Origin of the sequence: Natrinema salifodinae (assembly GCF_900110455.1) — an archaeon.
In the GTDB taxonomy this organism is placed as follows: domain Archaea; phylum Halobacteriota; class Halobacteria; order Halobacteriales; family Natrialbaceae; genus Natrinema; species Natrinema salifodinae.
The window spans coordinates 319,289-337,819 of sequence record NZ_FOIS01000001.1; the positions used below are offsets into that span (position 1 = coordinate 319,289).

The following is an 18,531-nucleotide window of genomic DNA, read 5'->3' on the forward strand; positions in this document are numbered from 1 at the left end:
ATAGGAGTCTTCTACCGGCATTTTTGGTATTGACTAGTTGGTACGTATCCCTCGACTAAGATTGTCGAACGTAGAACTATATAGAATATATTCGGATATATACCCTTCGTGAGCGACAATGATTCGCCCGTTCGCGGGGCGGGTATCGAGTTCTCGACCGCCGATACCAGGCGAGCGGCGTCGACCCGTCGCCGAGCATCAGCGCGCGTCGGCGAGGTCGACGAACGCCGCGGCGTCCGCCGACAGCCAGGTCGTCAGCTGTTCGGCCTCGGAACACTCGCGGGGAGTGATCGTACACCGGTCGGCTCGGTCCTCGTATCGGACGACAATCGCCTCGAGATCGAGCGACTCGGTTTCGCGTTGCGCCGCCGCGGCCAAGCGCCGTCGGGCCGCGCGATCGTCGTAGTCGCTGGTAGATCCGGTCATGGGTTCGGGGGTGCAGGTCGTACGCGAATCGACCGGCGACACGTACAAAGCCGCTGCTAGTTGTGCTATTGAGTAGTCCATACGAGTGGGAGGTGCTCCGTATCGGTCGGGGCCGACGGGGACGGGTTCGGTCTCGAGCGATCGGCAGTCGGGACGGTGTGACGGGAACGCGCCGCGGCGACCGCCTGGCGCGGCCGAGCGCGTCCTTGCCGTCCGGCCCCGTTCGCGTCAGGTCGCCGACGACGCGGACGTCACCGCGGGTCGCGAGATCGCCGCCTCGAACCGGACGAGACGGTGTTTTCTTTAGACGGGATCCCGCAGCGGGAGTATGCACGTCGTCGTCAACGCCGCCGTCAGCGCGGACGGCAAACTCTCCTCGCGCCGGCGCGAACAGCTCGCGATCAGCGGCGCGGACGACTTCGCGCGCGTCGACCAGGTCCGAGCGGCCAGCGACGCCATCGTCGTCGGCGTCGGGACCGTCCTCGCGGACGATCCGCACCTGACCGTCAAGGACGAGGACCTGCGCGAGCAGCGCCGCGAGGACGGTCGCCCGCCGAACCCAGCGCGCGTCGTCGTCGACTCGAACGGGCGCACGCCGACGGACGCGGAAATCCTCGACGACGAGGCCGCGACGTACGTCTGTCTGAGCGAGGCCGCGCCGGTCGACCGACGGGCCGATCTCGCCGACCGCGCCGAGCTGATCACGGCCGGCGACGAGCGAGTCGACCTCCTGCGCGCGTTCGCGGCGCTCCGAGAGGCGGGCCTCGAGCGGATCATGGTCGAGGGCGGCGGCGAACTCATCTTCTCGCTGTTCGAGGCCGGCCTGGTCGACGAGCTCCGGACCTTCGTCGGCCCGAACGTCATCGGCGGTCGCGACGCTCCCACGCTCGCGGACGGCGAGGGGTTCGTCGCGGACTTCCCGACGCTCGACCTCGAATCGGTCGACAGGCTCGACGACGGCGTCCTGTTAACCTGGCGCGTCGACGAACGATAGGCTCGTCGCGTCGTCCCGGCGGCACTCGGTCGAGCCGGGTCGGAACGGGACGTTCGTACCGATTCACGGCGACAGACGACGCAGATTAGTCCCTGTACGAGCACGTTAGGACGGGCGTCGGTCGAGCGACGCCGGCGATGAATCTCGGTCCGCCAGTAACCGCACCATATCTCCCGAAGGAATTTTTATCGGTAATAGTGTCGGTTCGACGGTATTCGTCCATGACACGACAATCCGATTCGAACGAAATCGATCGAAATTCGAACCGAGGCGGGGCGGCGCGCTTCGACCGTCGCGCGTTCCTGGCGAACGCGGGGGCGGCGGCCGGTGCGCTCGGGCTCGGGGCGACCAGCGTCGCGGCGAGCGAGACCGGGCCGGAGACGATCGTCCCCGGATTCGCCTGCGACCGGCGCCAGTTTACGTGCGGTCGCCAGGCGACCGCCGGCGGCGGCATGGTTTCGAGCGTCGATTCGATCGCCTCCGGCGTCGCCGCGGCCGTCCTGCGCGAGGGCGGCAACGCCGTCGACGCCGCCGTGGCGCTCCAGTACGTCCTGACCGTCACCCAGCCCCACGGATCGGGGATCGGCGGCGGCGGATTCATGGTCGTCTACGACGCCGACGCGGACGCGGTCGACGTCGTCGACAGCCGCGAGCGCGCGCCCCGCGGCGCGACCGAGGACATGTTCCTCGACGAGGACGGCGAGCCGATCCCGTTCGAGCGGCGGATCCAGATGGGGGAGGCCGTCGGCGTTCCGGGGACCGTGATGGGGCTGGAGACGGCGCTGGCCCGCCACGGCTCGCGGCCGCGCCAGCGGCTGGTCACGCCCGCGATCGAACTCGCTCGCGAGGGCTTTCCGATCGACGAAGTCTTCGCGGACCAGATCGCCGAGAACTGGGACAAGTTCAACGAGGCGGCCAAAGAGGCCTACTCCGACGAGAACGGCCGCCCGCTCGCGGCGGGTGATACGCACGTCAATCCCGACCTCGCGGACACGCTCGCGGCGATCAAACGCGGCGGCGCCGCGGCCTTCTACGAGGGACCGATCGCGGCCGACCTGACGGCGACGGTACGGGGCGCCGGCGGCAGTATGACCATCGCCGACCTCGCGGACTACGACGTCACGATCGACGACCCGGTCCGCGCCGAGTGGCGCGACGTCGAGATCGTCGGCCAGCCGCTCCCGAGCTCGGGACCGAGCACCGTCGCGTATATCCTGAAACTGCTCGAGTTCCTCGACGTCGGGCGGTACGATATCCGCTCGCCGGAGAAGTACCACCTGCTCGGCGAGGCGACGAGCCTGGCCTGGGCCGACCGGAACGAGTACATGGGCGACCCCGAGTTCGTCGACGCCCCGATCGCGGGGCTGCTCGACGACGGGTACCTTCGGGACCGCGCGGCAAAAATCAGCGTCGACGACACGCTCGCGGACTACGAGGCGGGCGAGTGCGTCGATCCGGGCGTGCCGCCTGGCGCCGAGCCCGCTCGGGCGCCGACGCCCGACAAGGAACACGGGTCGACGGCCCACTTCTCCGTCGTCGACGCGGACGGGAACGCCGTCTCGTACACCTCGACCATCGAGCAGTTCATGGGCTCCGGGATGATGGTCCCGGGCCGCGGGTTCATGCTCAACAACGAGCTGACTGACTTCAGCGCCGTCCCCGACGGACCGAACAGCGTCGAACCGTGGAAGCGGCCGCTGAGCAGCATGAGTCCGATCATCGTCGTGCGCGACGGCGTCCCCGAGTTCACCGTCGGCTCGCCTGGCGGGTGGACGATCATCACCTCGGTCGCCCAGACGCTGCTGCACCGCTACGTGTACGGCCTCGACCCGCTCGAGGCGCTCTCCGAGCCGACCGTGTTCACGACCGACTGCCCGCCGATCATGTGGGAAGACGGCGTGCCAGCGCGCGCCCGCGAAGCAACTGCAGGGGCCGGCCAGGTCTGGGAGGACGAATCCAGCGGCGACTTCGGCAACGTGCAGGTCATCGAGATCGGCGACGACGAACTGGTCGGCGCGGCCGATCCGACTCGCGACGGCCTGGCCGTGGGCGTCGACCGCGGCGGAGTCGGTGAGTGCGGGCGAACCGACTGACCGACCTCACTCGAACTCCGGTTCCCGGTCCTCGACGAACGCCGCCATCCCCTCGCGCTGGTCGTGCGAGCCGAAGAGACTCGCGAACGCGCGCTTCTCGTACTCGAGGCCGCTCGCCAGAGATCCCTCGTACCCCTGGTTGAGCGCCTGCTTGGCGGTCCGCATCGCGAACGCCGGTTTGCCGGCGAGTCGATCGGCCAGCTCGGCGGCGACGTCGTCGAGTTCGTCGTCGGCGACGACCTCGCCGACCAGATCGGCCTCGGCCGCGGAGTCGGCGTCGAGGCGTTCGCCGAGGAAGATCATCCGGCGGGCGGTCTCGTCGCCGACGAGCCGCGGCAGCCGTTGGGTCGCGCCCCAGCCCGGAATGATGCCGAGATCGATCTCGGTGTTGCCGATCACGGCCGACTCGCTGGCGATCCGCAGGTCGCAGGCCAGGGCCATCTCGCAGCCGCCGCCGAAGGCGTAGCCGTTGACCGCGGCGATCGTCGGCGCCGGGAACGTCTCGAGCGCGTCGGCGACGGCGTGGCCGAGTTCGCCCCACTCCTGTGCTTCCTCGGCGGAGAGCTCTCGCATGTACTTGATGTCCGCGCCGGCGATGAACGCGTTGCCGGCGCCGGTCAGGACGAGCGCGCGGGCGTCGTCGTCCGCGGCTTCCTCGAGGGCCTCGCCCATCGCTTCGAGGGTCGCCACGTTCAGGGCGTTGAGCGCGTCGGGGCGGTCGACGGTCAGCGTCGCGACGTCGCCGTCCCAGTCGAGTCGGACTGTGTCCCAAGACATACCCCGGCGTTCCACAGCCACTGTGAAATCCTTTCCCACGGGTTTCGGCTCGCGAGCACGCGCCGGATCGCAAGCAGGCGTGCGACGGACGGCCGGACGGGACCGCGCACGTCCCGTCAGGTCTTTCCTCGGGCGCACCCTACGATGGGGTATGGAACGAACGACATTCGGCGGCGGCTGTTTCTGGTGCGTCGAGGCGGCGTTCAAGCCGCTCGACGGCGTGGAATCGGTGACCTCCGGCTACGCCGGCGGCCACACCGAGGACCCGACCTACGAGGCGGTCTGTTCCGGAGAGACCGGCCACGCGGAGGTCGTCCAGATCGAGTACGATCCCGACGCCATCGCCTACGAGGACCTGCTCGAGATCTTCTTCACGATCCACGACCCGACGACGAAAGACCGCGAGGGGCCCGACATCGGCTCCCAGTACCGGTCGGCGATCTACGCCCACGACGACGAGCAACTCGAAATTGCCAGGGCGTTCGCCGAGGAACTCGAAAACGAGGGGCTCTACGACGGCATCGTCACCGAGATCGAGCCGCTCGAGACCTTCTACGAAGCCGAGGAGTACCATCAGGACTACTTCGAGAAGAACCCCAACGACGCCTACTGCACGATGCACGCGGCCCCGAAGGTCGAGAAGGTCCGCGAGAAGTTCGGCGAGAACGTCGCCGCGGAACACTGACGGGACCGCACCCCTGCGTTCACTCGAAGGCTCCAATTTGAAGCCCGTACCCGTCCTCTAATTATCCGAACCATGTCTGTTGGCCAACTCGGTCCCCAGAACGTCGCCACCACGAGCCGGGACAGCGACCTCGAAGAAGTAACGGAGACGCTGGCCGAAGAGAACGTCGGCGCGCTCGTCGTCACGGAGGACGACGAACCCGTCGGCATCGTCACCGACCGCGACGCCGCGCTCGCGATCTACGAGTACGACGACGTCGGCTCGGTCTCGGTCGAGGACGTGATGACCGCCGATCCCGCGACGGTCCACGAGGACGACGACCCGATCGCCATCTCGAAAGCCATCGGCGAGTACAACGTCCGTCGCCTCCCGATCGTCGACGACGACGGGAAACTCGCCGGCATCGCGACGCTGGACGACCTGGTCGCGACGATCGGCGAGGAACTCGACAACGTCGCCAACACGATCGAAGTCCAGTCACCCGACTACAGTCCGTAAACGGTTCGGTGCGTCCGTCATCGCACGGCACCGTCACCCGATTGCTCCCGGTCGCGACGCGAACGCGCTCGCGTCGCGACGACCGGTTTTCCGTCGACAATGAAAGGTTCGTCAGTCTGGACCCCGTCGATCCCGTATGGACGTAGACAGCAGTCCGACCGTCCTCGTGATCGGAGGCGGCGCAACCGGGGCCGGAATCGCCAGGGACCTCGCGCGCAGGGACGTGGACGTCACGCTGGTCGACCGCAACGGGCTCTCGTCGGGCACGTCGGGGCGGTCCCACGGCCTGCTTCACAGCGGGGCGCGCTACGCCGAGGCCGACGGGCCGGAGGCCAAGGAATGCCTCGAAGAGAACCGCATTCTGCGCCGGATCGCAGGCGCGTGCATCCGAGAGACGCAGGGCCTATTCGTCCAACTGGCCGACGACGATCCGGCGTACTTCGACGTGAAGCGGGCCGCCTGCGAGGACGTCGGCATTCCGGTCGAAGTAGTCGACGGCCAGGCCGCCCGCGACGAACTCCCCGACCTCGCCGCCGACGTCGAACGGGCGATGCGGGTCCCCGACGCGGTCGTCCTCCCGTCTCGCCTGGTCGCCGCCAACGCGGCCGACGCGCGCGACCACGGCGCGCACATCTATCCCCACGCACCCGTCACGTCGATGGACCGCGAGGACGGGCGGATCGCGAGCGTCGCGCTGGGCGGCGAGGTCGACGAGACCGTGCGACCGGACTACGTCGTGAACGCGACGGGACCCCATGCCGGCCGTATCGCGGCGATGGCGGGCCTCTCCGTCGAGATGCGCCCGACCCGCGGCGTCATGGTCTCGGTGGCGTACGACGGCCTCGAGCCGGTGCTCAACCGCTGTCGCGAGCCCGCCGACGGGGACATCGTCGTTCCCCACGAGGGCGAGGCCGTCCTCGGCACGACGAGCGTCCCGGTCGACGACCCCGACGACTACGAGCGGCCCGATTGGGAGGTCGAGCGCACCGTCGAGGAGTGTGCGGCGATGCTCCCGCCGGTCGCCGACGCCGAGCGCGTGCGGACCTGGTGGGGTGTCCGGCCGCTGTACGAACCCGACGAGGCGTCCCGCGGCGGCCGCGGCATCTCGCGGGGGTTCCACCTGCTCGATCACGCGGATGACGACGACGGCGTCGCGAACTGCTGTAGCATCGTCGGCGGGAAGCTGACGACCTACCGTCAGATGGCCGCGGCGACCGCCGACATGGTCTGCGATCGACTCGGCGTGGACGCCGAGTGTACCACCCCCGAGGAGCGACTCCCGGGCGCGACCGACCCCGACCGGCTCGACGCGTTCGTCCGCGAATTCGACGGCCAGGGGCCGACGGACGCCGACGTCGTCGGCCGATAGGTACGGGCGCGGACGCAGAGTCCGGTACGAGCGCACTGGGGGTCAGCGACCGGAGAAGGTGAACGGGCGATCGGAACTCGCGGCGATGGCCGTTGACGTGCGGTCAGAACTCCCGTTGAATGTTAGACCAGAGGCCCAGGTTCGCCGCGCGGTCGACGTCGACGCGCAACTCGTTGTCGTCGTCGAGGCCGATCGAGATCCGGTCGAGGTTCGCGACGTACCGGGACTTCTGGTGGCGGCCCTCCCGGACGCCGACGGCCTCTTGGACCAGGCCGGCCTCGGTCAGGCGGTCGAGTTTCCGATAGGTCGTCGAGAGCGGCCGGTCCGTCGCCTCGGCGACCTCGTGGGCTGTCATCGGCTCCTCGAGGATCGCGATGATCTCCCGGCAGCCGTCGTCGTCGAGCGCGGCGACGACGTGCTCGAAGGCGGGAGCATCGCCGGACGAGGAGAACTCGAGTGACATGGAGTGCATTCGGGTTGGGAGCGAAGCCTAAAGACACGTTTGGTTGGGCCACTCATCCGACCTGAATCCCGAGTACCGGACCCGTGACGAACCGGGGCGAGACGACGGGGCGACTGGACTACTTACATATGCGATCGGTCCGATCGGTCGCGTATGAGCGACGAGCGGACGCCCGAGTCCGAATCCGAACGCGAGGTCGAATCCACGATCGAGAACACGCCTGGCCAGGGGCGAACGCCGGAACCCGAAGGCATCGAGCCGGCCGCGCCCGAGGAGTTCGGCCTGGTTCAGGTCTGGTGGGGCGACGGAAAGGGGAAGACGACGGCCGCGCTCGGCATGGGGATGCGCGCGGCGGGCCACGGCTACCGCGTCCATATGCTCCAGTTCATGAAGGGCGGGGCGTCGAGCGTCGACGCGGTCCGCGGCGAGTACAACGCGATCGCCGCGCTTCCGGGGATCAGCTACGAGAACCTCGGCCACTACGGCTGGCACGGGATGGCGGACGGGTCCGACGAAGCCGATCACGAGGCCGAGGCCAAGGCCGGTCTGGAACGGGCCCGCGAGTTGCTCGCGGCCGCGGGCGACGCCGACCTCACAGAACCGATCGCCCTCGACGCCGAGCCGGACGCGGGGATGCACATGCTGATCCTCGACGAGGTGCTCTACGCCGCGGACCGGGACCTCATCTCCGAGGACGACGTGCTCGACCTGATCGACGCGAAACCGGCGAACCTGGAACTGGTGCTGTCGGGCAGCCACGCCGAGCCGGCATACCTCGCGGACCGCGCGGACCTCGTTACGAACGTCCGGAAAGTGTCCCATCCGATCGACGACGGGCAGCGGGCGCGCCGCGGCGCCGAGTTCTGACCGACGTGACAGCGGGCGCGGCGATTGGGAATCGACGACCGCTGTTATTATTTCTCTACCAACACAGTTATTATCAGATACTGAGAACGCTCGGGCGTTCAATGGGAGCGATTCGAGTCGACGGACTGCGGAAGTCCTACGGATCCGTCGAAGCGGTGGCGGGGATGGAGTTTACCGTCGAACGGGGAGAGTTGTACGGGTTTCTCGGGCCAAACGGGGCCGGCAAGACGACCACGATCCGGACGCTGACCGGGCAGATCGAACCCGATTCGGGCTCGGTCCGCGTACTCGGCACCGATCCGACGACCGAGCCGCTCGCGACGCGCCAGGCGGTCGGCATCCTGCCGGAGCAGGGCTCGCCGCCGAGCTTTCTCACGCCCCGCGAGTACTTCGAGTTCGTCGGGGAGGTGCGCGACCTCGATTCGGAGCGCGTCGCCGACCGGATGGCTGCGTGGGCCGACCGACTCGGCTTCGAGAGCAAGCTCGATACGCTGCACACCGACCTCTCGCGGGGCCAACAGCAGAAGGTGATGATCACCCAGGCCTTCCTGCACGAGCCGGACGTGGTCTTCATCGACGAGCCCTTGGCGAACCTCGACCCGCTGGTACAAGAGCAGGTCAAGCAGTTTCTCGTCTCCTACGCGGCGGGCGACAACGCCGTCTTCGTCTCGACGCACAACATCGACGTCGCCGAGGAGATCTGCACTCGCGTCGGGATCGTCGCCGACGGGCAACTCGTGACCGAACGCACGCTCGACGGCGACGAGGACGACGAGTCGCTGCTCGACGTGTTCCTCGACCGCGTCGAGGGGACCGCCGAGCGAGACGTTCCGACGCCCGGACGAATGGACACGGAATCATGACCGGAACCGGTGCGGCGACCGATCGGTCGGGCGGACGGTCGAACGGGAACGGCCTCGGGGCCGGAAACGAAGACGGGAGCGGTTCCGCAACCGGATCGGGACTGTCCACCACGGGGCTGCTCGCGATCCTCTTCCGCGAGGAGTGGCGGCTCCACACGCAGCTATTCGGCGGCTGGCGGTTCGCGCTGTTCCCGGTCGTGATCGCCCTGTTCACCGTCGGCGCGACGGTCGCGCTCGTCGAGACCGGCACCGCGCCGGGAACGATCGTCGGCGGCCTCCACGTCCTGGCCCTCGGCTTCGGGCTCTACAGCGGCACCGCGGGGTTCGCCGGCTCGGACATGCTCGAGAACGTCTTCGGCCGACTGTCGCTGTTGCTCTCGTCGTCGACCACGCTGCCGCTCTCGCGGCGGCGCCTGCTGAGCGCGTTTCTCCTGAAGGATGCGCTCTTTTACAGCGTCGCGTTCGTCCTCCCGATGGCGCTGGGAAGCGCCGCCTTAGAGGGCCTCTCGGCCGCGACGCCGCTCGCGGTCGGCCTGTTCTGGCTCTCGCTCTGTCTCGTCTTCGCGGTCGGCATGACGACGACCGTCGCGCTGATCGCCGTCCGAACTCGGGGCGTCCCGCCGTGGGCGATCGGCCTGGCCGTCGGTCTCGCAGCCGTCGGGGGCTGGGCGACCGGGAGCCTCGATCTCGTCCGGACCGTCCTGATGCCGATCGAGGGCACTCCGCTCGCGGCGGGCGGCCTGGCCGTCGGGACCGTCGCCGTCGCGCTGGCGTCGCTGGTCGCCTACGATCCGACGTACGGGCGTCCCTCGCGGACCGCGACGGATCGGTTCGCCGACCTCACCGAAACGATTCCCGTCGAGCACGACGCGCTCGTCACGAAGACGCTGCTCGATCTCGCGCGCTCCTCGGGTGGCGTCTGGAAGCCGTTCGTCTCGGCCGGCATCCTGCTCGCGCTCGTCGCGGCGCTCGTCGGCGTCGTCGACGCGATCACCGGCGTCGCACCCGCGCCGGGGATCTTCTTCGGTGGCGTCCTCGGGCTGACGGCCTTCACGACGTACAACTGGCTGACCCAGTTCGACTCGCTCGAGGCCTACCTCGCCTATCCCGTCTCGATCGAGGCCGTCTTCCGGGCCAAGCGGATCGCGTTCGTCCTGGTCGGCGCGCCGACCGTCGCCCTCCCGTACCTCGCGGCCGTCGCCTGGTTCGACGCGACGCTCGTCGACGCCGTCGTGGGAGCCGTGTTGCTGGCCGGCTACGGGCTGTACTACTACGGGCTGACGGTCTACATTGCCGGCTTCGATCCCAACGAGTTCCTCTTCGACGCCGTCCGCTTCGTGACCTTCACGGTCGGCGTGGCCGTCGCACTCGTGCCGACGCTGGTCGCCGGCTTCGTCGTCGTGCCGCCCTCGACGGACGTCGCCGCCGTCCTCGCGCTCGCCGGGGTCGCGTTCGGGGCCGTCGGGCACGTCCTCTCGAGTCGCGCCGGCCCGCGCTGGGACGCGCGGTATCGGACCGACTGACGGGGAGCGCGTCGAACCGATAGGACGATACCGTCGTCCGTTCGAATACGGCCAACGCGGATGACCAGAACGCTTCTCGTCGCCGGAACCGCGAGCCACGTCGGCAAGTCGACGGTCGCGGCCGGCCTCTGTCGGCTGCTCGCCGACCGTGGGGTCGACGTCGCGCCGTTCAAGGGCCAGAACATGAGCAACAACGCCCGCGTCGTCGTTCGACCGGAGAGCGATTCGAACGACGACCGCGCTCGCGCCGCCGACGGCGCCGACAGCACCGACGGCACGGACGACACCAATGATCGGTGGGGCGAAATCGGTGTCTCCCAGTTCGTCCAGGCCCGCGCGGCCCGGACGACGCCGACGACCGATTGCAACCCGGTGTTGCTCAAACCCCGCGGCGACGGGGAGAGCCAACTGGTCCTCCAGGGCCAGGCGCACGAACACGTCCCCGCCGGGACCTACTACGAGGAGTACTGGGACCGGGCGCGCGCGGCCGCCGAGGAATCCTACCGACGCCTGGCGGCCGACAACGACGTGATCGTCGCCGAGGGCGCGGGGAGTATCGGCGAGATCAACCTGCACGACCGGGACCTGGCGAACGTCGAGACCGCTCAGTTCGCGGACGCCGACATCCTCCTGCTTGTCGACATCGAACGCGGCGGCGCGTTCGCCAGCCTCTACGGGACGATCGAACTCGCGCCCGACGCCGTCCGCGAGCGCATCGTCGGCGCGGCCATCACCAAGTTCCGGGGCGATCCGACGCTGCTCGAGTCCGGTATCGAGGAGATCGAATCCCGTACCGGCGTGCAGATCCTTGGCGTCCTTCCGTACGACGATCCCGGGCTCCCGGAGGAGGACAGCGTCGGTCTGCCCGGCACCGAGGAGCAGGGCGTCGTCGGCGACGACGACGGCGTCCCCGACGACCGCCGCGTTCGCATCGCTGTCCCCCGGCTCCCCCGGATCTCGAACGCAACCGATCTCGAAGCGCTGGCGGCCGAACCGGGCGCCTCGGTCGTCTACGTCCCGGTCGATGGGGACGCGGGCGACGGCCGAACGGCCGATCCGCTCGACGGCGTCGACGCCGACGCGGTCGTGCTTCCGGGGACGAAGAACACGGTCGACGACCTCCTCGCACTGCGGGCGGCCGGCTTCGCCGACGCGCTCGCGGCCTTCGACGGCCCGATCGTCGGCGTCTGCGGCGGCTACCAGCTACTCGGCGAGCGGATCACCAACGCCGCGCTCGAGGGAACGGGCGACGACGACGTCGTCGAGGGGCTGGACCTGCTGCCGGTCGAAACCCGATTCGAGGGGGACAAGCGCCTCGAGCAGACGACGGTTCCCGTCGACGGGTCGGCGTCGCCGCTGCTCGCCGGCGCCGACGGGACCGCGTCGGGCTACGAGATCCACGCCGGGCGGACCCGAGCGCTCGCGGACGTGACCAGGCCGCTGGGCGAGTCGAGCGCGGCCCGCGGCGAGGTCCTCGGAACGTACCTGCACGGCCTCTTCGACAACGAGTCGGTCCGGACGGCGTTTCTCGATCACGTCGCGGCGACGGCGGGCGTCGATCGACCGTCGCAGGCGGACGCGGACGAGCCCTCGTCACCGGGGACGGCGGAAGCCGCCACCGCTACCATCACCGACACCGGACCCCCAGCCACGCCCGCCGACCGCGCGGCGCGCCTGGTCCGCGAGCACGTCGACCTGGCGGCGTTGGGCGAGCCGTTCGACCGAGTGCAGGAACAGTAGACGGATCGGCAAGAAGGAAGCGGTGCGGCGGTCGGCTACGTCGGCCCGTCGCGGTAGGTGCCGAGCAGTTCCTCGAGGATGATACACTCCTGGTCAGTCTCGTCGTAGTGAGTGTCGATAAACCGCTCTGCGGCCTCGTAGTTCCCGCGGAGACCGTGTTTGCGGATGGTGATGACGGCGTCGAGGAAGAAGGTGCCACCGTCGGCCCCGAGCGCTTTCGCGTGGTCGCTCTCGCTGATGTCGAGTTCGGACTTGATCTCGTCGAAGTTGAACGTCTTGACGTCGTGATCGTCGTTGATCAGCGTGAGAACGTACTCCGCGGAGAAGCGGTAGAACTCGGATTTGCTCTCGAACATACCGTCTTCGACGAGCGCGTCGATCTCTTCGACCACGTCGTCCGGGTACCTGACGGTATCCTTCGCCATGTCCCGACACTGCTCGGCCCTGATTAATTACTGTTTCGAACAGGTTTCTCCCGTGGTACGGCTGCCGTCGGGATTCGCTCGAAATTCATGCGGCGGCTTTAATCGTTCCGGCGGGGAACACTGTCCCATCCGCGGCCGAGTCGCTCGGTCGCACGGTCGCTCGGTCGACCGAGCACGCAGAAACTACCTGCAAATTTATTATTTATCGCACGGAAGGACGGAGCGTCATGGCAGACGAAGCCGAACTCCGCGAACAGTTGATCGACGCCTTCGAGGACGCAGACTACCCCGTTTCGAGTCCGATGGACCTCGTGCCGGCGCTCCCGAACGGGCCGGGCACGAAGTTCGAATCGGGCGACTTCTCGATGACTGCGATGGAACTGAACACCAAGGCCTCCGGTGACTTCCCCTACGAGAACGTTGACTCCCTCGTCGACGATCTGATCGCGGAACTGAACGAACAGGGCGAACTGTAACCGAATTGGTTCGGGTGACCGCTGTCCACGTCCGCCGTCGGCCATCCGGGTCGCAAACTTGTCGAACGAACGATACGATACCAGCAGCCTTTTATTCTATATAGCCCATTATGTAGAAAGAACGGAGCGACAGATGGGGTCGGCGACAGCCGACCGAACTGGGGAGGGACACGGATGACTACGACACAGCGAGCTGGACCGATCGTCCTCGTGGTGGACGCCACCGACCGAGAGAGCCGTCTACGGACGCGTCTCGAGAAGGCGACCGACCGCGACGTGCGACCGGTGCCGGCGACCGGAGACATCGAAGGCGTTCTCGAAGCGGACGCGACGAATGCGACCGACAGTAACGACGACCCGACGACGTCGGACGGCAGCGAGACCGGATCAGCCGACCCCAGCGCCGTCATCGTCGAACTCGACTGCCCGGGCGAGATACAGACGATCCTCCAGCGCATTCACGCGACCGCACCGAGCGTTCCGACGATCGTCGCGCCGCGCGAGGGCAGCGAACGACTCGCCACGGTCGCGCTCCGGGCCGATGCGACCGAGTACGTGCCGACCGAACGCGACGAGGATCCGATCGATCGGATCGTCTCGACGATTCGTTCCCAGCCCGAGACCTCGTCCGACGGCGACGGCGGTGGGTATCACCGGATTCTGGCCAACGAACTCCCCGACGAAGCCTTCGTCATCGGCGAGGACGGCACCTACCTCGAGGCGAAGGCCCGGCCCGAGTCGGCCGACCTCTACACCGTCTCCGCCGAGGATCTCCCCGGCACCTCGCTGGTCGACGCCTTCCCCGACCAGGTCGCCGCGCGGCTGCAGGACTGCATCGACAAGGCGATTCGGAGCGGCGACGTTCGGTCCGTCGAGTACGACGCGGAGACGACCGACGGGCGGCGGCGGTTCGAGGCCCGCGTCGTACCGATCGACCAACGGATTCAGGGCCGTCGCGCCGTCGTCTGGCTGGCCCGAGACATCACCGAGCGGGTCGAGCGCGAGCGACAGCTCCGCTCGCGTCAAGACCAGCTCGAGACACTCAACCGGATCAACGCGGTCGTCCGTCAGGTGATCGAGACGCTAGTCGAGGCGCCGGCCCGGGACGCCATCGAAGACGAGGTCTGCGACCAACTGGTCGACTCGGACCTGTACTGCGGCTCGTGGATCGCCGAACGGACCGGCGACGGACGGATCGCCTACCGGACCGGCGCGGGCGAGGCCGAGACCTACCTCGCCCGCATCCGCGAACTCGACATCGGCCGCGAACGCCCGGTCAGCCGAGCGGCGCGGACGGGCGAGTTGCAGACCACGAACCGAATCCTCGCGGACGAGTCGGTCCCTGAGTCCTTGCAGGACGCGGCCCGCGAAAACGAGGTTCGGTCCGCGATCGCCGTGCCGATCTCCCACGAAGACGCGACCTACGGCGTGCTCACCGTACTCGCGAGCCGGGACGATGCGTTCAGCGAGCGCGAACGGGCCGGGTTCCGGCTGCTCGGCGAGACCATCGGCTTCACGATCATGGCCGTGAAGAACCGCCAACTGCTCTTTGCCGACACCGTCGTCGAACTCGAGTTCCGCATCGACGGCGGCGACACGTTCTCGTTCGACCTCTCCGAGGAGTACGGCTGTACCTGCTCGCTCGAGTGGGCCGGCACGACCGCGGAGGGGCGGACCTTCCAGTACGTGACGATCGACGGTCTCGATGGCGACACGGTGCTCGAGGAGGCAGAGGCCCACGACTCCGTCGAGCGGTGTCGGCTCATTCACGACGGCGACGAGCGCTGTACCATCGAGATGCGCCTCTCGAAATCAGGCGTCCGCACGCTCGAGAACCACGGCGCGACGATCCGAGACATCACCGTCGAGGACGGCGTCGGGACCTGCCTGGTCGAGGTATCGCAGGACGCGGACATCCGGGAAATCGCGGAGGCGTTGACCCTCGTCTACGAGAACACCGAACTCGTCGCCAGGCGGGAGGTCGACCGGCCGGTCCGAACGGCGGCCGAACGGCGTAACCGGATCCTCGATCAGCTCACCGATCGCCAGCTCACGACGCTGCGGCTCGCGTACTACGGCGGGTTCTTCGACTGGCCGCGCGAGAGCACCGGCGAGGAGATCGCCGAGGCGATGGGCATCTCGCCGCCGACGATGCACCAGCACCTCCGAAAGGGGCACAAGTCGATTCTCGGGGAGTTCTTCGAGGGCGGCAGCACGAGGTAGGTGCGATCCGTCGTCCACGATTCAGGATCCACGGTCCGCGGTCCGCGATCCGACGCAGTTAGCCGCGACACTATGGACTACGATACCGAGTTCCACGGTTCGTACTCTCCCGGAGAGTGACTCTCAGATTTTCTTAAACGTCGTCCATATGAATCCGAGCGTCGATGCGGTCGCCGACTAGTCGATCGGGTAGGAATGACGACGATCGTTCGGGCGACCGCAGGCGTCGCTCGATTGTTGGAGGTGAGCCAGTCGTGGGCGAACCGGACGTAAGCCTCTACGAGGGCTCGAACGGACGGTATTACACCGCGTGGCAAGTGCGACGGCGGCTGCGGTCCGGCGAGTGGACGCGCTGTCTCCGCCAGCGACAGCCGGATCGGCGCCTGGTCGAAACCGGCGACGGCACGTTGCTCTTGCTCGTGTCGGTCGAGCCGGACGCGTTACCGGGCGGCATCGACGTCCGCGTCGCCGACGGCCGCGCTCGCATCGTCGACACCCGCCGGACGCCGCCGTGATCGCGTGCGGCGGACTGTAACCCGTGTCCATGTTCACCCGAACGAACTGGGCGCGCGACCGCGAGACTCGGAGCCGTGAAGCGCCGCGCGTTTCTCGGAGCGGTTGGGTCGACGGTCTCGTTCACCACGTTGGCGTACGCGACGGGCGATTCGGGCGAGACGCTCGCTGTTCAGGTCCGGCTCTCGGAGCGGGCCGCGACCTACGACGGGGTCGGCGACCGTATCCGCGAGTATCTCGGACGCATGCTCGCGTTCGGCCGCTGGACGCTCGACCTCTCGATCGGCGACACCGTCTCGGTCTCGACCGAAGACGCCGCGCGGGTCACCAGGCGCGGCGAGTGGCCGATGACCGTCGCGCGGGAGACGCTGGGCGATCGCGAGCGCGAGTCGGCCGCGGACGTCAACCTGCTGGTGACCGACGGGGGAATGGACGAAGCGCCCACCGGGTACGGGTTCCCCCACGTCGCGTCGGTCGGCGGCGCCCGCCACATCGCCGCGCTCGAACCGTTCGACGAACTGGTCGTCGACGACGCGCGGCGGATCGTCCCGCACACGACGCGGACGCGAACGATCCAGGTGCTCGCCCACGAGGTCGGCCACGCGCTCGGGCTGCGCCACGATCACGGGGTCGCGTTCCTGTCGGGCGATGCCGTCGTCGCAACGCCGATGCTCAGCGCGTACGCCTGGGATTCCGACTACACCGCCGACGCGTCCCGTTGCGGGACGACGATTCCGGCGACCGACGGGCGGGAGCAAAAACTGAGCCTGGCGTTCTCCGCGTGTGCTCGTCGCGCACTCGCGGACGATGACGACGTCCCGCCATAACCGCAGTTACCGTCACGACAGTCGATCGGAGATAGCGGACGTGCGTGGACAGCTACGCCGCTGCTGAAGCCACGGTCGGATCGCCCGAAGCGGAGTACAATCGAGACTGAGCGCGGCGGGCGGGCGAACCGGTGTGGCCATGTCTGTTCGCCCGTTATTCGTCTTCGTCGCCCTCATCCTCACCGCGGGCGAAGCTCGCCTGCGCCTCTCCATCCTGTTCGGCGCCGGCGTTTGGCCCTTCGATGAGCGACTCGAAATCGTCGACTTCGTCGTACTGGTCGCGGTACACCAGCGCCGCTTTCCCCTTCGAGGAGATCTCGTAGAGACCGGACCGTTCGGCGGGACCGATCTTGCGGACCAGGCCGTAGTCCTCGAGGACCGGTAGCCTGGTGTTGATGTTCTTCCGGCTCTTCCCCGTGTGCGCGGACAGATTCGTCGCGACGTTTCGCCCCTTGTCCTCGAGCGCTTCGAGGATCAGGAAGTCAGTTGGTTGACGGAGTTTCACTCTCGTTCACTCTCGTACCGCACTATATTTCCAGTGGTAACTAATACTTTCGGCTCGAACCGGAGTGTTAGTAATAGTAATAGGCATCGGTATTATTAAGTGGGATGGGAACGAACGAATAGGTGGGTGGACGGGTCGAGTACTCCCTGACGGTATCCCCTGACCGTACCACGCGGATGCGCCCGGATCGGAATCGTCGCTGTCCGTCCGGGCGCGGTTACCACTCCCGAACTCGTGCCCGTCCCTCCCCTTCCCCCCTTTCCCCCTTTCCCAGTACCGTCCCTTCTCTCACCCGTTGACCGGTATCGGCCCTCCGTTACAGTCATAGCCATTAGAGGCGAGTCGTCGGCCGAGACTCGATCCATGACGGGGTCGAGAGTTACCGCCGGCCCGCTCGATTCGCCAATGTGCTACTGCGCTTCGACGGGCGGTGCGGCAGGCGATCCGGTTCGATCGACCAGATCGGCGCCGGTCGAGCCAAGCCAGGCGAGGAAGTCGGCGACCTCGGTCGGCGAGTCGACGCGACAGGAAGCGCTCGACGGCTCGTCGTCGTCCCCGACGCGGATCCCGATTCCGTCGGGTTCGACGGCTCGGAACGCCGATTCGTCGGTGACGTCGTCGCCGATGTAGACCGGGACCGTCTCGGAAGGCTCGTCGGCTGCGATCAACTCGACGGCGTTGCCCTTGCCCCACGGGATGTCCGGCCCGATTTCGAGGATCCGTTTGCCGGGCGAGAGTTCGAGGTCGTCGCCGCCGAACCGCTCGACGACGGTGTTCGTGATGCGGCGGACGATCGGCTCGGCGGCGTCCGGGACGGATCTGTAGTGAACCGTTCCGGTCAGGCGCTTGTTCTCGACCCGACAGTTCGGAACGGACGCGAGCGCGGTCTCGAGGATCGAACAGATCCGCTCGATCCGGATCGCGCGCTTGCGCGCCACCGGGTGGACGGCGATCGATCCCTCGCGGGCGAGTTCGAGTCCGTGGTTGCCGGCGTAGATCGACGGGCCGTCGACGCGCGCGCGGACGTCTCGCAAAGCGCGTCCGCTGACGACCGCTGTCGTCACCGCCGGCGTCGCGGCGAGCGCGGCCAGGGCCTCCCGGTTTCGCTCCGTTGGGGCCGCAGCGTCGGGATCCTCGACGATCGGCGCCAGCGTGCCGTCGAAATCGAGACAGACGAGTAACTCGGCGGCCCCGTCGAGTCGCCCGCGGAGCGTCGGCAGCCGCTCGTCGAGCGGTCGCGGAGGTGACTCGGTTCGCGACACGG

Annotated in this window: 19 protein-coding genes; 13 read left to right on the plus strand and 6 right to left on the minus strand. The window is 68.0% G+C overall.

Annotated elements, in window-relative coordinates; translation table 11 throughout:
* Positions 1–198: 198 nt before the first annotated feature.
* Positions 199–426 (minus strand): DUF7511 domain-containing protein, encoded by a 228-nt coding sequence (locus BMY29_RS01460; protein WP_049990350.1) that lies wholly within the window; start codon positions 424–426, stop codon positions 199–201.
* A 328-nt stretch (positions 427–754) separates the two neighbouring features.
* Here BMY29_RS01460 and BMY29_RS01465 point away from each other — a divergent pair, with 328 nt between their 5' ends.
* Both BMY29_RS01465 and ggt read left to right on the plus strand, forming a co-directional pair.
* Positions 755–1,420: a 2,5-diamino-6-(ribosylamino)-4(3H)-pyrimidinone 5'-phosphate reductase gene (locus BMY29_RS01465; protein WP_049990351.1), complete on the plus strand. Its 666-nt coding sequence runs from the start codon at positions 755–757 to the stop codon at positions 1,418–1,420.
* Positions 1,421–1,641: 221 nt separating this feature from the next.
* Positions 1,642–3,513 (plus strand): gamma-glutamyltransferase, encoded by a 1,872-nt coding sequence (gene ggt / locus BMY29_RS01470; protein ID WP_049990352.1) that lies wholly within the window; start codon positions 1,642–1,644, stop codon positions 3,511–3,513.
* 6 nt (positions 3,514–3,519) lie between these two features.
* Here the strand turns inward: ggt and BMY29_RS01475 are convergent, their stop codons facing one another.
* Positions 3,520–4,290 (minus strand): enoyl-CoA hydratase/isomerase family protein, encoded by a 771-nt coding sequence (locus BMY29_RS01475; protein WP_049990353.1) that lies wholly within the window; start codon positions 4,288–4,290, stop codon positions 3,520–3,522.
* 151 nt (positions 4,291–4,441) lie between these two features.
* Here BMY29_RS01475 and msrA point away from each other — a divergent pair, with 151 nt between their 5' ends.
* The 3 genes from msrA (at position 4,442) to BMY29_RS01490 (ending at position 6,842) form a co-directional block, all read left to right on the plus strand.
* A complete protein-coding gene (gene msrA / locus BMY29_RS01480; protein ID WP_049990354.1) occupies positions 4,442–4,975 on the plus strand; it encodes a peptide-methionine (S)-S-oxide reductase MsrA in 534 nt (177 codons plus the stop codon).
* Positions 4,976–5,047: 72 nt separating this feature from the next.
* Positions 5,048–5,473, plus strand: coding sequence for a CBS domain-containing protein (locus tag BMY29_RS01485; protein WP_049990355.1), 426 nt, complete (start codon positions 5,048–5,050; stop codon positions 5,471–5,473).
* 136 nt (positions 5,474–5,609) lie between these two features.
* Entirely contained in the window at positions 5,610–6,842 is a 1,233-nt protein-coding gene (locus tag BMY29_RS01490) for an FAD-dependent oxidoreductase (protein ID WP_049990356.1), read from the plus strand.
* 103 nt (positions 6,843–6,945) lie between these two features.
* On the opposite strand, the gene BMY29_RS01495 is transcribed toward BMY29_RS01490, so the two are convergent.
* Positions 6,946–7,305 (minus strand): winged helix-turn-helix domain-containing protein, encoded by a 360-nt coding sequence (locus BMY29_RS01495; RefSeq protein WP_049990357.1) that lies wholly within the window; start codon positions 7,303–7,305, stop codon positions 6,946–6,948.
* Between the two features lie 153 nt (positions 7,306–7,458).
* Between BMY29_RS01495 and BMY29_RS01500 the strand changes: the two genes are divergently transcribed.
* The 4 genes from BMY29_RS01500 to BMY29_RS01515 all read left to right on the plus strand — a co-directional run bounded on the left by BMY29_RS01500 (position 7,459) and on the right by BMY29_RS01515 (position 12,298).
* Complete coding sequence (locus tag BMY29_RS01500) at positions 7,459–8,172, plus strand: cob(I)yrinic acid a,c-diamide adenosyltransferase (RefSeq protein WP_049990358.1); 714 nt, start codon at positions 7,459–7,461, stop codon at positions 8,170–8,172.
* Positions 8,173–8,273: 101 nt separating this feature from the next.
* Positions 8,274–9,035 (plus strand): ABC transporter ATP-binding protein, encoded by a 762-nt coding sequence (locus BMY29_RS01505; RefSeq protein ID WP_049990359.1) that lies wholly within the window; start codon positions 8,274–8,276, stop codon positions 9,033–9,035.
* Positions 9,032–10,558 carry a hypothetical protein gene (locus BMY29_RS01510; RefSeq protein ID WP_241471287.1) on the plus strand — a complete coding sequence of 509 codons (1,527 nt, stop codon included), beginning with the start codon at positions 9,032–9,034 and terminating at the stop codon, positions 10,556–10,558. Before BMY29_RS01505 ends, BMY29_RS01510 begins: the two co-directional genes overlap by 4 nt.
* 60 nt (positions 10,559–10,618) lie before the next feature.
* Positions 10,619–12,298: a cobyric acid synthase gene (locus tag BMY29_RS01515; RefSeq protein ID WP_049990360.1), complete on the plus strand. Its 1,680-nt coding sequence runs from the start codon at positions 10,619–10,621 to the stop codon at positions 12,296–12,298.
* Between the two features lie 35 nt (positions 12,299–12,333).
* Here BMY29_RS01515 and BMY29_RS01520 read toward each other — a convergent pair whose 3' ends face one another.
* On the minus strand, positions 12,334–12,723 hold the full coding sequence (locus tag BMY29_RS01520) for a ribbon-helix-helix domain-containing protein (protein ID WP_049990361.1): 390 nt from the start codon (positions 12,721–12,723) through the stop codon (positions 12,334–12,336).
* Positions 12,724–12,950: 227 nt separating this feature from the next.
* Between BMY29_RS01520 and BMY29_RS01525 the strand changes: the two genes are divergently transcribed.
* The 4 genes from BMY29_RS01525 (at position 12,951) to BMY29_RS01540 (ending at position 16,762) form a co-directional block, all read left to right on the plus strand.
* The gene (locus BMY29_RS01525) at positions 12,951–13,199 is read left to right on the plus strand and encodes an MTH865 family protein (RefSeq protein ID WP_049990362.1); all 249 of its coding nucleotides are present in this window, start codon (positions 12,951–12,953) and stop codon (positions 13,197–13,199) included.
* 174 nt (positions 13,200–13,373) lie between these two features.
* Positions 13,374–15,422, plus strand: a complete 2,049-nt coding sequence (locus tag BMY29_RS01530; protein ID WP_049990363.1) for a bacterio-opsin activator domain-containing protein — start codon at positions 13,374–13,376, stop codon at positions 15,420–15,422.
* 254 nt (positions 15,423–15,676) lie between these two features.
* Positions 15,677–15,937 (plus strand): hypothetical protein, encoded by a 261-nt coding sequence (locus BMY29_RS01535; protein ID WP_049990364.1) that lies wholly within the window; start codon positions 15,677–15,679, stop codon positions 15,935–15,937.
* A 75-nt stretch (positions 15,938–16,012) separates the two neighbouring features.
* Positions 16,013–16,762 (plus strand): zinc metalloprotease, encoded by a 750-nt coding sequence (locus tag BMY29_RS01540; RefSeq protein WP_049990365.1) that lies wholly within the window; start codon positions 16,013–16,015, stop codon positions 16,760–16,762.
* A 154-nt stretch (positions 16,763–16,916) separates the two neighbouring features.
* Here the strand turns inward: BMY29_RS01540 and BMY29_RS01545 are convergent, their stop codons facing one another.
* Positions 16,917–17,267 (minus strand): winged helix-turn-helix domain-containing protein, encoded by a 351-nt coding sequence (locus BMY29_RS01545; RefSeq protein WP_049990366.1) that lies wholly within the window; start codon positions 17,265–17,267, stop codon positions 16,917–16,919.
* Between the two features lie 410 nt (positions 17,268–17,677).
* Positions 17,678–18,529: a trehalose-phosphatase gene (gene otsB, locus BMY29_RS01550; RefSeq protein WP_049990367.1), complete on the minus strand. Its 852-nt coding sequence runs from the start codon at positions 18,527–18,529 to the stop codon at positions 17,678–17,680.
* Positions 18,530–18,531: the final 2 nt, after the last annotated feature.